This window comes from Hymenobacter coalescens, from assembly GCF_054783195.1.
Genome location: NZ_BAAGRA010000031.1, coordinates 18,501 through 36,288, shown reverse-complemented (window position 1 = coordinate 36,288; position 17,788 = coordinate 18,501). Strand labels below are relative to the sequence as shown.

11 protein-coding genes are annotated in these 17,788 nt (G+C 66.8%); 8 read left to right on the top strand and 3 right to left on the bottom strand.

Annotated elements, in window-relative coordinates:
- Positions 1 to 80: 80 nt before the first annotated feature.
- The 7 genes from ACYVKQ_RS22970 to ACYVKQ_RS22940 all read left to right on the top strand — a co-directional run bounded on the left by ACYVKQ_RS22970 (position 81) and on the right by ACYVKQ_RS22940 (position 11,155).
- The gene (locus ACYVKQ_RS22970; protein WP_460677719.1) at positions 81 to 3,965 is read left to right on the top strand and encodes a PAS domain S-box protein; all 3,885 of its coding nucleotides are present in this window, start codon (positions 81 to 83) and stop codon (positions 3,963 to 3,965) included.
- Positions 3,966 to 4,147: 182 nt separating this feature from the next.
- Positions 4,148 to 5,701 (top strand): FAD-dependent oxidoreductase, encoded by a 1,554-nt coding sequence (locus ACYVKQ_RS22965; RefSeq protein ID WP_460677718.1) that lies wholly within the window; start codon positions 4,148 to 4,150, stop codon positions 5,699 to 5,701.
- A gap of 279 nt (positions 5,702 to 5,980) precedes the next feature.
- Entirely contained in the window at positions 5,981 to 7,066 is a 1,086-nt protein-coding gene (locus tag ACYVKQ_RS22960; RefSeq protein WP_460677717.1) for a hypothetical protein, read from the top strand.
- Positions 7,067 to 7,078: 12 nt separating this feature from the next.
- A complete protein-coding gene (locus tag ACYVKQ_RS22955; protein WP_460677716.1) occupies positions 7,079 to 8,905 on the top strand; it encodes a MutS-related protein in 1,827 nt (608 codons plus the stop codon).
- Positions 8,906 to 8,978: 73 nt separating this feature from the next.
- Entirely contained in the window at positions 8,979 to 9,335 is a 357-nt protein-coding gene (locus ACYVKQ_RS22950) for a hypothetical protein (RefSeq protein ID WP_460677715.1), read from the top strand.
- Positions 9,336 to 9,481: 146 nt separating this feature from the next.
- Positions 9,482 to 10,456, top strand: coding sequence for a bestrophin family protein (locus ACYVKQ_RS22945; RefSeq protein ID WP_460677714.1), 975 nt, complete (start codon positions 9,482 to 9,484; stop codon positions 10,454 to 10,456).
- A gap of 333 nt (positions 10,457 to 10,789) precedes the next feature.
- Positions 10,790 to 11,155 (top strand): STAS domain-containing protein, encoded by a 366-nt coding sequence (locus tag ACYVKQ_RS22940; protein ID WP_460677713.1) that lies wholly within the window; start codon positions 10,790 to 10,792, stop codon positions 11,153 to 11,155.
- Between the two features lie 72 nt (positions 11,156 to 11,227).
- On the opposite strand, the gene ACYVKQ_RS22935 is transcribed toward ACYVKQ_RS22940, so the two are convergent.
- The gene (locus ACYVKQ_RS22935) at positions 11,228 to 11,800 is read right to left on the bottom strand and encodes a DUF3575 domain-containing protein (protein ID WP_460677712.1); all 573 of its coding nucleotides are present in this window, start codon (positions 11,798 to 11,800) and stop codon (positions 11,228 to 11,230) included.
- Between the two features lie 325 nt (positions 11,801 to 12,125).
- Here ACYVKQ_RS22935 and ACYVKQ_RS22930 point away from each other — a divergent pair, with 325 nt between their 5' ends.
- Complete coding sequence (locus ACYVKQ_RS22930; protein WP_460677711.1) at positions 12,126 to 14,282, top strand: FUSC family membrane protein; 2,157 nt, start codon at positions 12,126 to 12,128, stop codon at positions 14,280 to 14,282.
- 3 nt (positions 14,283 to 14,285) lie between these two features.
- On the opposite strand, the gene ACYVKQ_RS22925 is transcribed toward ACYVKQ_RS22930, so the two are convergent.
- Positions 14,286 to 15,458 carry a hypothetical protein gene (locus tag ACYVKQ_RS22925; protein ID WP_460677710.1) on the bottom strand — a complete coding sequence of 391 codons (1,173 nt, stop codon included), beginning with the start codon at positions 15,456 to 15,458 and terminating at the stop codon, positions 14,286 to 14,288.
- Positions 15,459 to 15,601: 143 nt separating this feature from the next.
- A complete protein-coding gene (locus ACYVKQ_RS22920) occupies positions 15,602 to 17,656 on the bottom strand; it encodes an alpha/beta hydrolase family protein (protein ID WP_460677709.1) in 2,055 nt (684 codons plus the stop codon).
- Between the last annotated feature and the right edge of the window lie 132 nt (positions 17,657 to 17,788).

The window sequence follows — 17,788 nt, the reverse complement described above, 5'->3', positions numbered from 1 at the left end:
GCAATCAATAACGTATCACTGATAATCATGGCAGGAGGCCGCACTCTACCCATGCTTACGTGCCGCAGGGTACATTGGGAATGGAGCGTAACAACGAGGACAACCACTACATCCGCCAGCAGCAGGAGCTGCGCGCGCAGGCCGAAAAACGCCGCAGCCTGGTAGCCGCCGCCACCGCCGACAAGTCGCCGGAGGAAGTGCAGCGCCTGGTGCAGGAACTGCAGGTATACCAGATCGAGCTGGAAATGCAGTACGAGGAGCTGCTGCAGGCCCAGGCCGAAACCGACGCCCTGCGCCAGCAGTACGTCGACCTCTACGACTTTGCGCCGGTGGGCTACTGCTCGCTCGGTGCCGAGGGCCTCATCCACCAGCTGAACCTCTCGGCCGCCCGGCTGCTGGGGGCGGAGCGGGGCGCCCTCGTGGGGCGCCGCCTCGCGCTGTTCGTGGCGCTGCCCGACCGCGACGCCTTCCACGCCTTTCTGCAGCGCGTGTTCCGGTACGACGAGCCGCAGCGCTGCGAGCTGACCCTGCAGCGGGCCGACGGCAGCGAGTACCACGTCCTGTTGGAAGGCAGCCGGCAGCAGGGTGCGCAGGGCACGCCGCTGTGCCGCCTGGCCCTCGTCGACGAATCGGAGCGCCACCGCGCCGTGGAGGCCCTGGCGGCCAGCGAGCGAAAGTTTCGCACCCTCTTCGAGCAATCCAAGGACGCGGCCGTGCTCCTCGACCACGGCCGGTTCGCCGACTGCAACCGCGCGGCCGTGGAAATCCTCGGGGCCCACGGGCCGGAGCAGATCGTGGGCCAGCGCCTGACGCTGCTCGCCCCGGAGGTGCAGCCCGATGGCCACCAATCGGAGCTGCTGGCGGCCCGCGTCACGGCGCTGCTGCACCAAACCGGCTCGTACCGCTACGAGTGGCTGATGCACCGCTTCACAGGCGAAGAAATCTGGCTGGAAATCGTGCTGACGGCCATCGGCCCCCCCGACGAGCAGCTGGCCTACGGCGTGTGGCGCGACGTGACCGACCGCAAACGCGCCGCGGCCGCCCTGGCCGCCAGCGAGGCCCGCTTCCGCACCGTGTTTGAGCAGAGCGCCGACGGGATGCTGCTGCTGCAGGACGGCCGCTACGTGGGCTGCAACCGGGCCGCCCTGGCGCTGATCGGGGCCGAGCGCGAAGCCCAGCTACTTGGCCAGCCGGCCTGGGTGCGCACGCCCGAGCTGCAGCCCAACGGCCGCCACACCGCCGAGTGGTTTCGGGCCAACGTGGAGCAGGCCGTGCGCGAAGGCTCCGTGCGCTGCGAGGTGCTGATGCACCACTTCAGCGGGGCCGACATCTGGGTGGAGGCCGTGCTCACGCCCATCAGCCTGCCCGGCCAGCCCATGCTCACCCACGTGTGCTGGCGCAACGTGACCGAGCGCCGCCGCAACGAGCAGCGCCTGCAGGAAAGCGAACAGCGCCTGACCACCGCCATCGAAGCCGCAGACATGGGCATCGGCCTCTGGGATTTCACCACCCAGATGTTCGGAGTGGACGAGCGCAGCCGCCGCATGTTTGGCCTGCCCGCCGAGGGCTCCGACCTGAGCTTCACGGAGCTGATGGCCCTGGTGCACCCCGCCGACGTGGCGCTGGCCACCGACGCGCTGCAGCAGGCCGCCGCCGGGCACAGGCCCCTGGACGTGGAAGTGCGCGTGGTGCACCCCGACGGAGAAGTGCGCCACGTGGTCGCCAACGGGCGGGTGATGCAGGACGAAACCGGCGCCGCCGTGCGCATGAGCGGCGTGCTGCGCGACGTGACCGAGCGCCACCTGGCGCAGCAGCGCCTGCGCGAAAGCGAGGAGCAGCTGCGCACGGCCCTGGCCGCGGCCGACATGGGCGTGGGCCTGTGGGAGCCGTACGCGCGCGAAGTGGTGCTCGACGCGCGCACCGCCGAGATATTCGGCCTGGCCGGGCCCGGCCGCTACCCGGCCGCCACGCTCAGTGCCCAGCTGCACCCCGACGACCGGGCCCTTTTTGCCCAGCACGCCCAGCTGAGCGTGCAGCGGCGGGAGCCGTTTACGCTTATCGGGCGGGTGCTGGCGCCCGCCGACGGCCCGGTGCGCTACGTGCGCATCAGCGGCCAAGCCCTCTACGACGACCACGGCCAGCCCAGCCGCGTGGCCGGCGTGGTGCGCGACATCACCCGCTTCCGGCAGGCCCAGCAGCGCCTGCACGACAGCGAGGAGCGCCTGCGCCTGGCCCTGCAGTCGTCGGATACGGGCGTGTGGGAGTGGAGCTTCGCCGACGACGAGCTGTTTTGGGACGAGCGGGCCCAGGCCATCTTCGGGCGGCCCTACGAAGACCGCCGCCTCACCTTCGACGCCATCGACCACGCCGTGCACGCCGCCGACCAGGCCGGCGTGGCCGCGGCCCTGCGCGCGAGCATCAGCGGCGGGCAACCGTTCGAGCTGGAGCACCGCATCGTGTGGGCCGACGGCACGGTGCGCTACGTGGCTGCCAGCGGGCAGGTGCACTACGACGAAGCCGGCCAGCCCCGGCGCCTGACGGGCCTCGTGCGCGACGTGACGGAGCGCCACGAGGCCCAGGAGGAGCTCAGCTACAAAAACCGCCTGCTCGACCACATCTTGAACACCATTCCGGCGGTGCTCACGCGCATCGGCCCCGAGGGCACGCTGCTGGAGGCGAAGGGCGCGGGCCTGCGCCGGCTCGGGGTGGCGGAAGACGCGCTGCGGGGCCGCAACGTGTTCGACGCCTGGCCGGTGCTCACCACGCACATCCGGCGCCTGTTGGCCGGCGAGGAGGTGCAGTTCGTGGGCGAGCCCCCGGCGCGCGGCGGGGAGCAGACTTACTTCCAGAACTACGGCTTCTTCGACGAGGAGCGGCAAACCGGCGTACTGTTCGGCATCGACGTGACGGCAACCCACCAGGCCAACGCCCGGCTGGCGGCCGACGCGGCGTTTTTGCAGGGGCTGGTGTCGAACATCCAGGAGGGCATCATGACCTTCGACACCGAGCTGCGCGTGACGGAGTGGAACTACCTCATGGAGCAGTACCTGCTGGTGGAGCGCAGCGCCATCCTCGGGCGGTCCGTGTTCGAGGCGCTGCCCGCCATCGACAACGCGTGGCACCGCGACCTGCTGACGCGCACCCTGGCCGGCGAAGCGCAGACTTACTACAACGTGCCTTTCACGCTGCGCGCCGGCCAGTTCGACGCGGCCTTCGTGCCCCTGCGCGACGCCGCCGGCGCGGTAACCGGCGCGCTGGGCGTCATCCGCGACGTGACCGAGCGCAACCGCCTGATGGAGGAAGCCACCCAGCTGCGGCTGCAGCGCGAAAAGGAAGTGCTCAGCGCCATCCTGCACACCCAGGAAGACGAGCGGAAGCGCATTGCCGAGGCCTTGCACAACGGCGTGGGCCAGCTGCTGTACGCGGCCAAGCTGCACCTCTACACCCAGCCCGTGGAGGAAAGCCACCGCAGCGCGGCCCTGGGCCTGCTGAACGAAGCCATCAAGGCCACGCGCACCATTTCCTTCGAGCTAACGCCCAACATTCTGGAGGACTTTGGCCTAAAAACCGCCCTGGAAGAGCTCTGCAAGCGCATTCCGAAGCAGAACCTGGACGTGCACCTGCACGTGACCGAGCCCGAGCCGCCGCTGCCGCGCCTCTTCGAAACGGCCGTGTACCGCATCGTGCAGGAACTGCTCAACAACGTCATCAAGCACGCGCAGGCCCGGGAGGCGTTCGTGTACGTGGAGCCGCAGGGCAAGAGCTTGCACGTGAGCGTGGAGGACGACGGCGTGGGCTTCGACGTGGAAGCGGCGACCACCAAGCGGAAGGGCATCGGCCTGGCCGGGATTCGCAACCGCGTCAGCCTGCTGGGCGGGCAGCTCACCCTGCGCTCCATGCCCGGGCTGGGCACCACCATCAGCATCGAGCTGCCCGTGGCGCAGGAAGAGGCGCCGAAACCGTAAGCGGCTAGGGGAGGGGCCCAAACGACCAGGCCGGTGCGCTCAGCGAAGCGCACCGGCCTGGTCGTTTGGGCCGGCGCCGGTGCTCCGTGCCACGGGCCGGCGGCAGCCCAAAGCTCGACCATTCAACCCAACCTTGGCGCGGGGCGTAAGCAAAAGCCGTTCACCTAAACGCCCGCGGCCCTATGTACACCCCCGACCAAACCTCCGGCGCGAACCAGACCTCCTGGCTGGCCACCGCCGAACGTCCGTCCTTTGCCCCGCTCACGAAAAACGCCACCGCCGACGTGGTGGTCATTGGCGCCGGCCTGGCCGGCCTCACCACGGCCTACCTGCTCACGCGCGCCGGCCGCCGCGTCGTCGTCATCGAGGACGGCGAAATTGCCTCGGGCGAAACGGGCCGCACCACCGCCCACCTCTCCAACGCCCTCGACGACCGGTACTACCACCTGGAAAGCCTCTTCGGCAAGGACGGCGCCCGACTGGCCGCCGAAAGCCACGGCGCTGCCATCGACCGCATCGAAAGCATCGTGGCGGCCGAGGGCATCGACTGCGACTTTACCCGGCTCGACGGCTACCTCTTTCTGCCCAAGGACGGCAACCTCAAGGAGCTGGACGACGAGCTGGCCGCCGCCCACCGCGCCGGCCTCACGGGCGTGCAGCGGCTGAAGGACTCCGGCACGCAGGGCTTCCGCACCGGGGAATGCTTGCGCTTCCCGAACCAGGGCCAGTTTCACCCGGTGCGCTACGCGAATGGGCTGGCCGAGGCCATCGTGCGCGGCGGCGGGCAGCTGTTTACCCGCACCCGCGCCCAGGAGGTGCACGGCGGCGAGCAGGCGCGGGTGGTAACCGAGCAGGGCCAGGAAATCAGCGCGCGGCACATCGTGGTGGCCACCAATACTCCCTTCAACGACCGGGTGGTGATGCACACCAAGCAGGGCCCCTACCGCACCTACGCGCTGGTCTTCCGCATTCCGAAGAACTCGGTGACCAAGGCGCTGTACTGGGATACGCCCGACCCGTACCACTACATCCGCCTGCAGGAAGTGCACGCGCCGGCCGGCGCCGAGGCCTACGACCTGCTCATCGTGGGCGGCGAAGACCACAAAACCGGCCAGGCAAGCAACTACGAGGAGCGGTTTCGCTGCCTGGAGGAATGGAGCCGGCAGCACTTCCCGGCGGCCCAGCAGGTGGAGTACCGCTGGTCGGGGCAGGTGATGGAGCCGGTGGACGGCCTCGGGTACGCCGGCCGCAATCCGCTGGACGCCGACAACGTGTACATCATCACCGGCGACTCGGGCCACGGCATGACGCACAGCACCCTGGGCGCCATGATCGTGACGGACCTCATCGAGGGCCGCGACAACCCCTGGGCCAAGCTCTACGAACCCGGCCGCGTGACGCTCAAGCCGTCGGCGGTCAAGGAGTTTGTCAAGGAAAACGTGAACGTGGCCGCCGAATACACCGACCTGGTGACCGGCGGCGACGTGCAAAGCGAACAGGACATCCGGCCCGGCTCCGGAGCCGTCATCGGCCGGGGCCCGCTGAAAGTGGCCGTATACCGCGACGCGCAGGGCCAGACGCACGAGTGCTCGGCCATTTGCCCGCACCTGGGGTGCGTGGTGCATTGGAACGGCACCGAGCAAAGCTGGGACTGCCCCTGCCACGGCTCCCGCTTCTCGGCCTACGGCGAGCTGATGAACGGCCCGGCCGCCAGCGGCCTGGGCAAGGTGGAATAACCCCTGCTATTTAGCAGTCCGTCGAAAATATTCGACGAAGGCTGCTGCCCGTTACCCTTCGCAGGAGTCTTTTCTGCGAGGGGTAGCGGGCAGTATCGTTTACCGGCTGCGTGGCTGCGAGCGGTACTGGGAAATACGCCGGAGACGCTCGTCGCCGGGGCTCCAGGACTGAGCTGGCCGTAAGTAGCTTTGTGGGCTTATTCGTGCGCTGCCGTGACTGCCTATCCAAGAACTACGCGCCGGACTCCTGCCGGCATCCTCTGTGTACTGCTTCTGCTCGTGCTGCCGGGCTTGCTGCCCACCGGAGCCGCTCGGGCAAAGCCGGCCGCTGCCGCGCCCCAGCTCTACGCCGGCACCATCGGCGAGTATGCCGTGTGGCTGCGCCTGCGCCCGTTGTCCGGCGATACGGCCTGGGCCGGCAGCTACTACTACCTGCGCCGCGGCGGCGAGCTGCAGCTGCAGGGGCGCCGCACCGCCGCCGGCGCCTTTCAGCTACGCGAATCAGCAGCGGCTACGGGAGCCAAAGCCCCGGCCGCCGCTACCGGCTCGTTCACGCTCCGGCCCGCCGCAGACGGCACCTTGCAGGGCACCTGGCGCGACGCCACGGGTCGCCGCAGCCTGCCCGTGGCGCTGCGCCCCTACCAAGCGCCCGACCAGGTATCGTTTGAGGCCGCCCGCATCAGCTACCGCACCGAGCTGGGCGAGTTCAAGGTGCCGGTCATCACGGTGCCCGATGCGGCCGTGACCAGGCGGCTGCGCGAGTGGTTTACCCTCGAATACGTGACGGGCGGCATGGATCGGGCCGAGCTGCAGGCGGTACGGGCCGACCACAAGCGCGGTGAATCCGGCGGCTACGGCGGCCCGGACAATTACACCGTGACCTACAACGGCTTCGGGCTGCTGAGCCTGAACTGGTACGACGAAATGGTGGGCGCCAACGTCACCGGCCGCGTGCAGCACGCCTCCCTGGACCTGCGCACCGGCCGCGGCCTCCGCCTCGCCGACGAAATCCGCCCGGAGCTGCGCACGCGCTTCATTGCCGCCTGCGACAGTTCCTTGCAGCGCCAGATCCGCCAATACCTAGTGGATAATTCCCTGGACTTGCGCAGCGAAAACATGGCCGAGGACCTGGCGGGCCTGCGGCAGCAGCGCGTCACGCCGGCCAAAGCCGAGGAAGCCGACCTGATTCTGCTGGAAGACGCCGTGGCCCTGACTTACCAGGTCGAGTACGAAGGCATGTCGCACTTCATGTTCAAGACCTGGAACGGGGCTTTTGCGCCCACGCTCACTGTGGCCGAGCTGCTGCCTTATCTGCGCCCCGACAGTCCGCTGCGCCGCCTGGCCCGGCCTGCCGCCCGGCGGTAGTAGCTTTGCCGCATGCCCGTTGCCAATTCCATCCGTCCGCTGCACGTCACGCCGCCGGAAGTCTTCGCCGATAACCTCACCACCTACGCCGCCGAGGAGCGGCACTACGCCGCCCGGCACAGCGCCATCGGCTGGCTGCGCCTGGCCGTGGTGGCCGCCGCGGCCGGCGGCGCCTGGTGGCTGTTTGAGCGGGGGCAGAACGCCGGGGGGCTGGGCTGGCTGGCCGCCTGCTACGTGGTGTTTCTGGTGGTGATGCGCTGGCACGGCCGCGTGGGCTACGCCCTGCGTCAGCGCCAGCTGCTGCGCCTCATCAACCAGGAAGAGCTGGACCGCCTCGCCGGCAAGCTCGCGGCCTTCGACGCCGGGCAGCGCTACGCCGACGGGGCGCACCCCTATACCGCCGACCTCGACGTGTTCGGGCCGCACTCCCTGTTTCAGCTGGTGAGCCGCACCACCTCCCGCCTGGGCCAGGACACGCTGGCCGGCTGGCTGCAGGCCCCCGCCGCCCCGGCCGAGCTGCGCGCCCGGCAGCAGGCCGTGGCCGAGCTGGCCGCCGACGTGCCGTGGCGGCAGCACTGGCAGGCCCGCGCCCGGCAGTTTCCGAAGCAGTCGGACGACCCGCGGCCGTTTCTGACCTGGATGCACGAGCCGGACTTTTACCAGGGGCGCGGCTGGGTGCTGGCCTTGCTGCCGCTGCTGCCCGCGCTGGCCGCGCTGGGCACCACGCTCTGGCTGACGGGCGGCTCGGGCTGGCTGGCCGCGGCGCCCATCCTGGCCATGTACGCGCTCAACTACCGCTTCCGCCAGGAGCGCGACGCCGTGTTTGAGCGCTGCATGGACATGTACGACGTGCTGCGCGCCTACCGCGACCAGCTGCGCCACCTCGAAGCCCGCGACTGCGCCGCCCCGCGGCTGCAAGCGTTGCGCGCGGTGCTGCTGGCGCACGGGGCGCCGGCCTCGGCCTACGTAGCGCGGCTGGCTGGCATTGCCCAGAACTTCTCGCTGCGCTGGAGCACCCTGGCGGGCTTTTTTGCCAACAACCTGCTGCTGTGGGACTTTTTCTGGATGTGGCGGCTGGGGCGCTGGCGGCAGCAGTTGGGCGGCCGGCTGGAGCCCTGGCTGGAGGTGGTGGCGGAGGTAGAAGCCCTGAGCAGCCTCGCGGCCGTGCAGTACGCCAACCCCGCCTGGGCCGTGCCGGAAGCGGTGGATGCCCCGCTCACTTTCGCGGCCGAGGAGCTGGCGCACCCGCTCATCTTCAGCGCCGGGCGCGTGGCCAACGACTTTGCCAGTGAAGGCCCGGGCCGCACCGGGCTGGTGACGGGCTCCAACATGTCGGGCAAAACCACTTTTCTGCGCACCATCGGGGTAAACGCCGTGCTGGCCCTGGCCGGTGGGCCGGCCTGCGCCCGCACCCTGCGCATCGGGCCCATGCAGCTGTTCACGGCCATGCGCACCCAGGACAACCTCGCCGAAAGCACGTCCTCGTTCTACGCCGAGCTCAAGCGCCTGCGCCAGCTGCTGGACCTGACGGCCGCCGGCCAGCCGGTGTTCTTCTTGCTCGACGAGATTCTGAAGGGCACCAACTCCCGCGACCGGCACGACGGCGCCCGGGGCCTGATCCGGCAGCTGCACCGCCGCCCGGCCAGCGGCCTCGTGAGCACCCACGACCTGGAGCTGGGCGACCTGGCCCAGGAACTGGCCGGCTTCGTGACCAACTACAGCTTCAACAGCGACATCATCGGCGACGAAATTCGGTTTGATTACCGCCTGACCCCGGGGCTGTGCCGCGAGTTCAACGCCAGCAAGCTCATGCAGCTGATGGGTATCGGGGTGGAATAAAGCCGGATTGGCTTGCAACCTGCCGGCGCCGTGGGGGCATCCTGTCGGAGTAAACTCCTAATGTTCAACCGCTATGAAAAGGATTACGCTGGCTGCGTGGCTGCTGACGGGCCTGGTAGGCTTCGGCACCACCAGCTGCCTGACTGAAAAACCCGACGTGTGTCCTGAGGAAGACTCTGTGAAGGTGAGCTACGCCCAAACCCAGTGCGCCGACCAGTGGGGGCAGGCCGCCACGCCCCAACAACTGGAAGCCGTGGCGGGCGCCTACCTGCAGCAGCAGGGCATTCAGGCCACCGGCCTGAGCGCCGCCCGCACCGGGCAGGCTGTGGTTTGTGCCGCCTGCACCTGCCCGACGGGCTTGGTGCTGACGGCCAAAATCCGCCCGGCCGACCTGCCCGCTGCGCTCAGCCTGGGTTTCCAACAGCTATAGGTGTTTGGCGCCCAACTGTCGTAGCGCCCCGCCGTCGGGCAACGGCCACAAATTGGAACGCCCGGGGCCCACGCGCCGGGCGTTTTTCCGTACAAGGCCCATCCAAACGGGTGCCGCCGCTGGCCCCGCTTGGTTATCTGAGCCGCATGTACATTCGACAAAACCTCCGCTGGAGCATCATTTGGCGCACTTCGTGGCGGAGTGTGCTCATTCTCACCCTCTACAACCTGACCATCTGCTGGTTTTACAGCAGCGGGTTCACCCACCTGGCCATTCCCTGGCAGCCCGTGGCCACCCTGGGCACCGCCGTAGCCTTCTACATCGGCTTCAAGAACAGCGGCTCCTATGACCGCTTCTGGGAAGGCCGCCAGATCTGGGGCGGCATCGTGAACACCAGCCGCACCTGGGCCATTCAGGCGCTGGAGTTCATCACCTCACGCGTAGACGCGCCCGAGCTGACGGCGCACCGCCCCATGGCCACCGCCCGCGAGCTGACGGAACGGCACCGCTGGCTGATCTACCGGCACGTGGCTTGGTGCAATGCCCTGCGCCTGCAGCTGCGCCAGCAGCGCGAGGAGCTGTGGGATACCGACGTGGCTCCGTTTCTGCAGCCCGACGAATCGGAGTTTATGCGGCAGCGCGCCAACCCGCCCGCTCACCTGCTGCGCCAGCAGGCCGCCGAGCTGCGCATCCTGCGCGAAGAGCGCGGCTTGCTCAATGACTTTCAGCACGTGAGCATGATGCGTACGCTGGAGAAGCTCTTCGACCTGCAGGGGGGCTGCGAGCGGATCAAGAACACGCCTTTTCCGCGGCAGTACGCCTTCTACAGCTTCCTCTTCGTGTGCCTGTTTGCGCTGATGCTGCCCTTGGGCCTCTTGCGGGAGTTTGATCAGCTCGGCCCCGGACTGGTGTGGCTTACGGTACCTTTCTCGGTCCTCACCAGTTGGGTGTTCAATACCATTGAGGTGGTGGGACACACCAGCGAAAACCCCTTCGAAAATCAGATGAATGACGTGCCGATGACGGCCCTGTGCCGCACCATCGAAATTGACTTGCGCGAGATGCTGGGCGAAACCGAGCTGCCGGCTAAAACAGAGCCGGTGAAGGATATTTTGTTCTAACAAAGAAGGCAATCCACCCGCTAAGCTTTCTTGGCCGTGCGCCGGCAGTTGATGGACGATTTTGCACCGCTGTAAGATGGAAATGCCGCCTTCCGTTGTGATTAATGAAGCTAGTTGACTCGGTAATTGACGCAACTTATATCAGGTCAATTACTTAATTGCATATGTCATAACATATGTCGATGGCTATTTTGTCAAGGATAACCGTATATTAGAAGCACCGGGCCAAGACTGTTTTGAATTTATTCAAGGCAGTAGTAGCTTGGTAAGACTGCTCCCGCTGCCTCCGCCGTTCGTTCATGTCCTGCTTCGCACCTGTTCATCCTTTTGTCCATGGAGGTTTACCGAGAAATTCTGCCGGAGAGCTACCTGCTCATTCTGGCCGATGACATTCCCCCGAGCCTCGAACACGAAGACGCGCTCGACCGGGCTCTGCGCCGCGCATCTCGTAGTGGGAAGTCCAGTGTATGGTTGGATTGCAGCCACCTGCACCACCTGCCCCCCGACGCCGTGGAACTGCTGGCTTATTACCACCAGAAGCTGGCCAGCCACGGCATGAGCCTGGTGCTCTGCCACCTCACCGATACCGTGCGGGCCGAGCTAGAGAACCTGACCACCGCGCCCCTGCCCATCGTCTCGACGCTGCTCGACGCTGAGCGCTACTGCCACCAGAGCGGGCTGCGCCGCTACGCTTCCTGACGTTGCCGGAAGGAGCGCCTACCATAAAAAGCCCCGCCGCAGCGGGGCTTTTGCATGTCAAAGGGCGTCCGCTTAAAACGCCAGGCCGAAAGTGAAGCCCGTGCGGATGCCAAATCCGTCGAACATGCCGGTGTTGTCGAAGTCCAAGCGCTCGGCATCCTGGTGGAAGCGGAAACGGCTGCCGCTAAAGCTGGGCCCGCCGTACACATCCAGCGTGATGTGGTCGCCGAGCAGCCACTGCCGACCGGCCACCACGCCGCCGCCCAGCGTGTAGCTGTTGCCGGTGCGGGCGAGTTGGTAGGGGTTGCCGGCGTCGTCGAACCGGGTGACTTCCGTGCTCATCTTGAACCCCCGGAACCGCACGAACGGCCCGAGGTAAAAGCCGTCGAGGGCGTCGCCGGTGAGGTAAAAGCGGTACTCCGGCGTCAATGTCACGCCGCGGCGGCGGGTGTAGCCATACTTGATGTTGGTGTAAGCGGCCCCGAGCTGCGCGGAGCGGTGCGCCCCGGTTTTGTGCTCGTAGAAAAACGAGCCGGTGCGGATGACGGGGCTAAATACATTGAGCTTGAGGGCGTGCGCCTGCTGCGCGGCGGCCGTGCCGCTACCGGCCACGAGCAAACCCAGGCCGAGTATAGCCTGTTTCATAAAGTCACGGAAAGAGAGAAGAGGCGGGAACCCAAGAGGGAAAGTGGCGCCGCGACCACAACGTTATAGGTTAATTATTTCAAATTAAAATAAAACCGAAAAAAAGAGTACTGATCCGGTAGCGTCCGCGGCTGCCCGCGCCGGAAGCCGGGCCGGGGCCACGAAGTATCAGGACGTTAAGACGGGGGAGTCAGGCAGACGCTACCTGCACTACGCCGCCGGGCTCCGCGGGCATGAGGATTTTTCGGTGGGCGTTGGTTACGTTGGGGCGCGGTAGCGTTTAAGGCTAGGTTTGGGGCCCGGCGGCCCGCTGCCCGCTTCTGTTATGCGCCGACACGAACGCACTCTTCAATACTTCTTTTACGGACAAGACTTCGCCGACGGGCTGCGCGTCACGCTCGGCATCCTGCTGCCCACGCTGCTGATGGCCCAGGTCGGACAGTTTGAGCTGGGCATGACCCTCTCACTCGGCGCCGTGTGTACCAGCCTGACCGACATTCCGGGGCCGGTGGTGCACAAGCGCAACGGCCTGCTGCTTTGCCTGGCGCTGGTGCTGGTGGTGATTCTGCTCACCGGCCTGGTCCGGCAGAACGTGTGGCTGCTCGGGGCTGAAATTCTGGTGCTGTGCTTCGGGCTAACCATGCTACTGGTGTACGGTGCCCGGGCCGGCGCCATCGGCTCGGCGGGCCTGCTCATCATGATCCTGACCATGGATCAGGAAATGACCCTGCCCGAGCTGCTGCGCTACGCGGGGCTGGTCACGGCGGGTGGGGTGTGGTACACGCTCGTCTGTTTGCTGCTGTTTCGCATCCGCCCGTACCGCCCGGCGCAGCGCGCCCTGGGCGAGTGTATCCACGCCATTGCGGAGTACCTGCGCCTGAAGGCCGAGTTTTACGACCCGGAAACCAGCCTTGATAAGGATTACCGCCAACTGGTGCAGCAGCAGGTGGTGGTGAACGAAAAGCAGGACGCCACGCGGGAGTTGCTGTTCAAGTCGCGCCTGATCGTGGGCGAAACCACGGGCACGGGGCGCCGGCTGGTGCTGACGTTCGTCGACGCGGTGGACCTGTTCGAGCAGATTACGGCCACTTATTACGACTACGCGGCCTTGCGCCAGCGCTTCAACCACACCGGCGTGCTGGCCGACGTGGCCCGTCTGATCCGGCGCATGGCCGTGGAGCTGGACCACCTGGGGCTGGCCATCCAAGCCAACCGCCCGCACACGCCGCACCACGACCGCCTGCCCGAGCTGGAACAGCTCAAGGCCCGCATCGACCGCATCGGCGAGGAGGAGCCGGGCTCCAACCTGGTGCTGCGCAAGGTATTGGTGCAGCTGCGCAACCTGCACCAACGCCTGGCCGACCTGAGCCGCGAAACCGACCCGGGCTACCGGGCCCCAGCCCCCAGCAGCCCGGCCGAGGCCGATTTCAGCCGCTTCGTGACGCACCAGTCGCTGAGCCCCCAGCTGCTGCTGGGCAACCTCACGATGACTTCGGCCACGTTTCGGCACGCCCTGCGGGTAAGCGTCGCGGCCATCATCGGCTTCGCGGTGGCGCGGCTGCTGGTGAGCGGCTACCACAGCTACTGGATTGTGATGACCACCGTGTACATGCTCAAGCCGGGCTTCAGCCTCACCAAGGAGCGCAACATTCAGCGCGTGGCGGGCACGCTGCTGGGCGGGCTCATCGGGGTGGCGGTGCTCTGGCTGGTATCCAATCAGCTGGTGCAGTTCGGCTTTCTGCTCGTGTTCATGATTGTGGCCTACAGCTTCCAGCGCCTGAACTACGTGGTCATGGTGACTTTTCTGACGCCCTTTCTGCTCATCCTGTTTCATTTCCTGAGCATGAGCTACGTGGCCGTCATCGAGGAGCGCATTCTGGACACGGTTATTGGCTGCGCCATTGCCCTCACCGCGGGCTACGTGCTGTTTCCGCGCTGGGAGTCGGAGCAGCTCACCACGTACATGCGCGACGTGCTGCGCGCCAACCGCTACTACCTGCACCGCCTGGCCGAGTGCCTGGCCGGCGGGGCGCTGAGCACCACCGACTACAAATTGGCCCGCAAGGATGTGTACCTCAGCTCCGCCAACCTGGCCGCCGCCTTCCAGCGCATGCTCTCCGAACCCAAGAGCAAGCAGCGCCACGAAGCGGAGGTGCACCAGTTTGTGGTGCTGAACATGATTCTCTCGTCGAACATTGCCACGCTGGCTTCGGCGGCCCGGGCCGGCAACCTGCCGGCGAGCCCGCCGGAGGCCTTGAAGCCGGTGCGCCAAGCCCTGCAGCTGCTTACCGAGAGCCTACGCAAGCTCAGCCCTGCCGACGACGTGCCGGAACTGGGCGCCCTGCCAGCCGTCCTGCCAGCCGCCGCGTCGGCAAAACCGGCTCCGGCCGGGGAGGAGCGCCTGCTGCTCGAGCAGCTGGAGTTTGTGCAGAAGATCAGCGGCGACCTTCGCAAGGTGACGGATGTGGTAACGACGGGGTAAAGGTCATTGCCCGTGCGGGGACGCGCCGCCCGCGGGTGCCTCCGGGTAGTATTCGTATTGGTAGCGGTAGAAAATGGGCTCGTCGTTGGTGTCCTTGCTGGTCTCGCCGGCCAGCAGGCCGCTGGGCAAGTAGGAAAACACCCGATAGGCCGTTCGGGTCGGCATGCGCACCGCCGCAAAAGTTTCCTGGCGCCCGATGAGCTGCCCTAAGGAATTGTAGGTGTAATTAATCTTGGTGGTCACGACCTGCGGCATGGAGGTGCCGGCCTGGTAAGCATTGAGTTTGATGGCCGCTTCCTCGTGCACGAGCTGCCCTTTGTTGTTGTAGCGCCACTGCTGGTACGGCTCCAGGCCTTGCCGGCCGCGCACGGCGTGCAGCATGGGTGCGAAGGCGTCGGCAATGCTCCGCTGCGGGTTGGCGGCAATCTGCGCGGCTTGGCGCTGCGCCTGCCGCGCCGTTATCCGTCCGGCTTCCACCGGCCGGCGGCTCTTCAGCAGTCCGTAGCGCGCCGCCGAGAAGCGGAGCCGCCCGTCGGCCGTGGCGCTGTATTGCAAGTACAGCATCGTGTCGGGGTGGGGCGCGTAGCGGAAGCGGTGGTAGTGCCCCGTCACGCCGGCCTTGGTGCGAATGGGTACCTGGATGTAAGTAAGCACCGAGTCGGTGGGGCTGGGCAGCTCCTCGGCAACGTGCGACTCGTCGGGCGCAAGCTGTTCGGCGGGGGCGCTGGCGGTGGGGCGCGTCATGGCGCGCGGGGCCGTGGTCAGATCAGCGGGCGCAGGGGTGCGCACGACGCGGCGGGTGCCCGCCATCGGCGTTTTGTAGGCGGTGGGCAGGTAGGCCGTGCGGCCGGTCGCCAGCCAGGTGCGCAGCAGCTGGCCCTGCGGATCGAACTGCTGGCCACCCACCGTGTCGGTTACCTGTCCTGCGCTGTTCAGCCGGACTTTCAGCACGGCCTTCACGCCGTTCCGGGCCAGCACCCGCTTGTAAGCCGCGTCGGGGGCTACCAGGGCGGGGCGGCTCGCCCGGATGTAGAGGCTGGCGTTGCGGTCCTGCGCGTGAGCAAAATGAGGGAGCAGCGGACGCGGGCCACGGGCCAGGAACTGCTGCGCGGCGGCTCCCGGGGCGGCTCCAAGCCCTGCGAGCAGCAGGGCGGCGTAGCGTAATAGTTTGGGCATAATCAATAGAGAAAATAAGCGTCCTGAATATACGCCGTCGCGCCAAAACGATGCCCGGGGCAGTGCAAGCAGGCCATAAGACAAACAGTGCCGCGACTGATTCAGCCGCGGCACTGTCCGCTGGGGTGCGATGAGCAGCCCGCTTACTTGGCGGCCTGCCCGTCGGCTTTGAGCGTGCGGCCCAGCCAGTCGAAGAACACGCGGTTCCACAGCACCGAGTTCTGCGGCTTCTGAATCCAGTGCCCTTCGTTGGGGAAGTACAGGAAGCGGCTGGGAATGCCCCGCAGCTGCGCCGAGCCGAAAGCTTCCATGCCCTGGCCCTCGGGCACGCGGAAGTCCTTGCCGCCGTGAATGACGAGGATGGGCGTATCCCACTGGCCCACGAACCGCTGCGGGTCGAACTCTTGGTAGCTTTTGCTCAGCGCCTTGTCCCAGGGCGTGCCCTTCATCTCGTAGCTGGCAAAAAACATTTCCTCCGTCGTCGGGTACCAGCTCGTCAGGTTGAAGAGGCCCGCGTGGGCGATGAACGTCTTGAAGCGGCCCTGGTGGTGGCCCGCCAGGTAATACACCGAGAAGCCGCCGTACGAGGCGCCCACGCAGCCGCGGCGGTCCTTGTCCACGTAAGGCTCCTCGCTGATCTTATCGATGGCGGAGAGGTAGTCGCGGATGGGCTGCCCGCCCCAGTCGCCGCTGATTTGGTCGTTCCACGCGCGCCCGAAGCCGGGCAGGCCGCGGCGGTTCGGGGCCACCACGATGTAGCCCTGCGCGGCCATCAGCGGGAAATTCCAGCGGTAGGAGAAGGACTGCGAAATCGGGCTTTGCGGACCGCCCTGGCAATAAAGCAGCGTTGGGTATTTCTTGCTCGGGTCGAAGTCAGGCGGGTAGATGACGTACACCTGCATCTGCTTGCCGTCGGTAGTCGTCACGCGGCGGTTTTCCACCTTGCCCACCTTCACCGCGCCCATCACGTCCTGGTTGAGTTGGGTCAGCGCCGTTTCCTGGCCGTTCCTGAGGTTCACGCGCACCACTTCGGCCGGGCTCTGCATGGTCGTGCGGTTGCAGATGGCCACGTCCGGGCCGGCTAGCTCAAAGCTGTTGTAGTTCTGCAGGCCCTTGGTCAGCTGCTTGATCTTGCCGCCCTTGCTGGGCACCGCAAACAGCTGCTCGGTGCCCTCCACCACGGCCGCGAAATAAATGGTCTTGCCGTCCGGAGACCAGCGCACGTTGGCCGCGCTCAGCTCCGAGCCCTGGGTAATGTCCTCGTGTTTGCCGGTTTGGAAGTCGTGCACGACGATGGCCGAACGGTCGGCTTCGAAGCCCGGCGTGGCCATGCTCAGCCAGGCCACCCGGCTGCCGTCGGGCGAAAACACCGGCTCGATGTCGTAGCCCGGCATGCCCTCCGACAGGTTCCGGGTTTTGTTGTCGCGCACGGAGTAGAGGTAGATATCCGAGTTGGTGCTGGTGGCCTCGGCCCGGCCCGAGAGCTTGCGCGAGGTGTATGCCACCGTGTAGCCGTCGGGCGAGAAGCTCAGCTGCTCGGAGCCGGCCAGCGGCCGCACCGGCGCGTCGTACGCTTCGCCGGCCAGCACGTCCTTGCCGTAGCCGGTGGGCCGGCCGTCGTCGCCCACGGGCTGGAAGAACACGTGCGAGGCTTTGTCGTCCTCCCACTGCGTCCAGTGGCGGTAAAACAGGTCGTCGTAGAGCTTGGCGTCGGCCTTGGGCAGGTCGGGGTAGAGGTCCTGAATGCCCTTGCGTACCTTCACGTCCTGGGTGTAGAGGATGAACTTGCCGGTGGGCGCAAACTTCAGGTTCGAGAGGCTTTCATCGGTGAATTCGCTGATTTTCTGCTTGCCCGAGCCGTCGGCGCTCATTGCGTAAAGCTGCGTGGAGCCGCCCTCGTCGGAGAGAAAGGTCAGCTTGCCGTCGGGGCGCCAGTTCAGGGTGTTTTCGCTGCCCGGCGTGCTGGTCAGCTGTTTCACCGCGCCGCCGGCCACGGGCACCGTGTAGATATCGGAGTTGCCGCGGTTGGCCGTTAGGTCGTAGCGCGTGACGGTGAAGGCTACGGTTTTGCGGTCGGGCGACACCTGCATTTCGCCCAGGCGGCCCAGCTTCCAGAGCAGTTCGGGCGTGAGGGTTTGCTGGGCCAAAGCGGGCCCGGCCAGGCCGGCCAACGCGGCCAGCAGCAACGGGGTTTTCATGGGAAGGCAGCTAAATGAGGCCGGCAAGGTACGCCGGCGGCCGCACCTGCCCACCCGACGGCTTCGCCCATGCGGCGTGGAGCCACCGGACGCCGAAGCAGCTTCCCGGTTCCGCCGCAAAAAAAGCCGCCG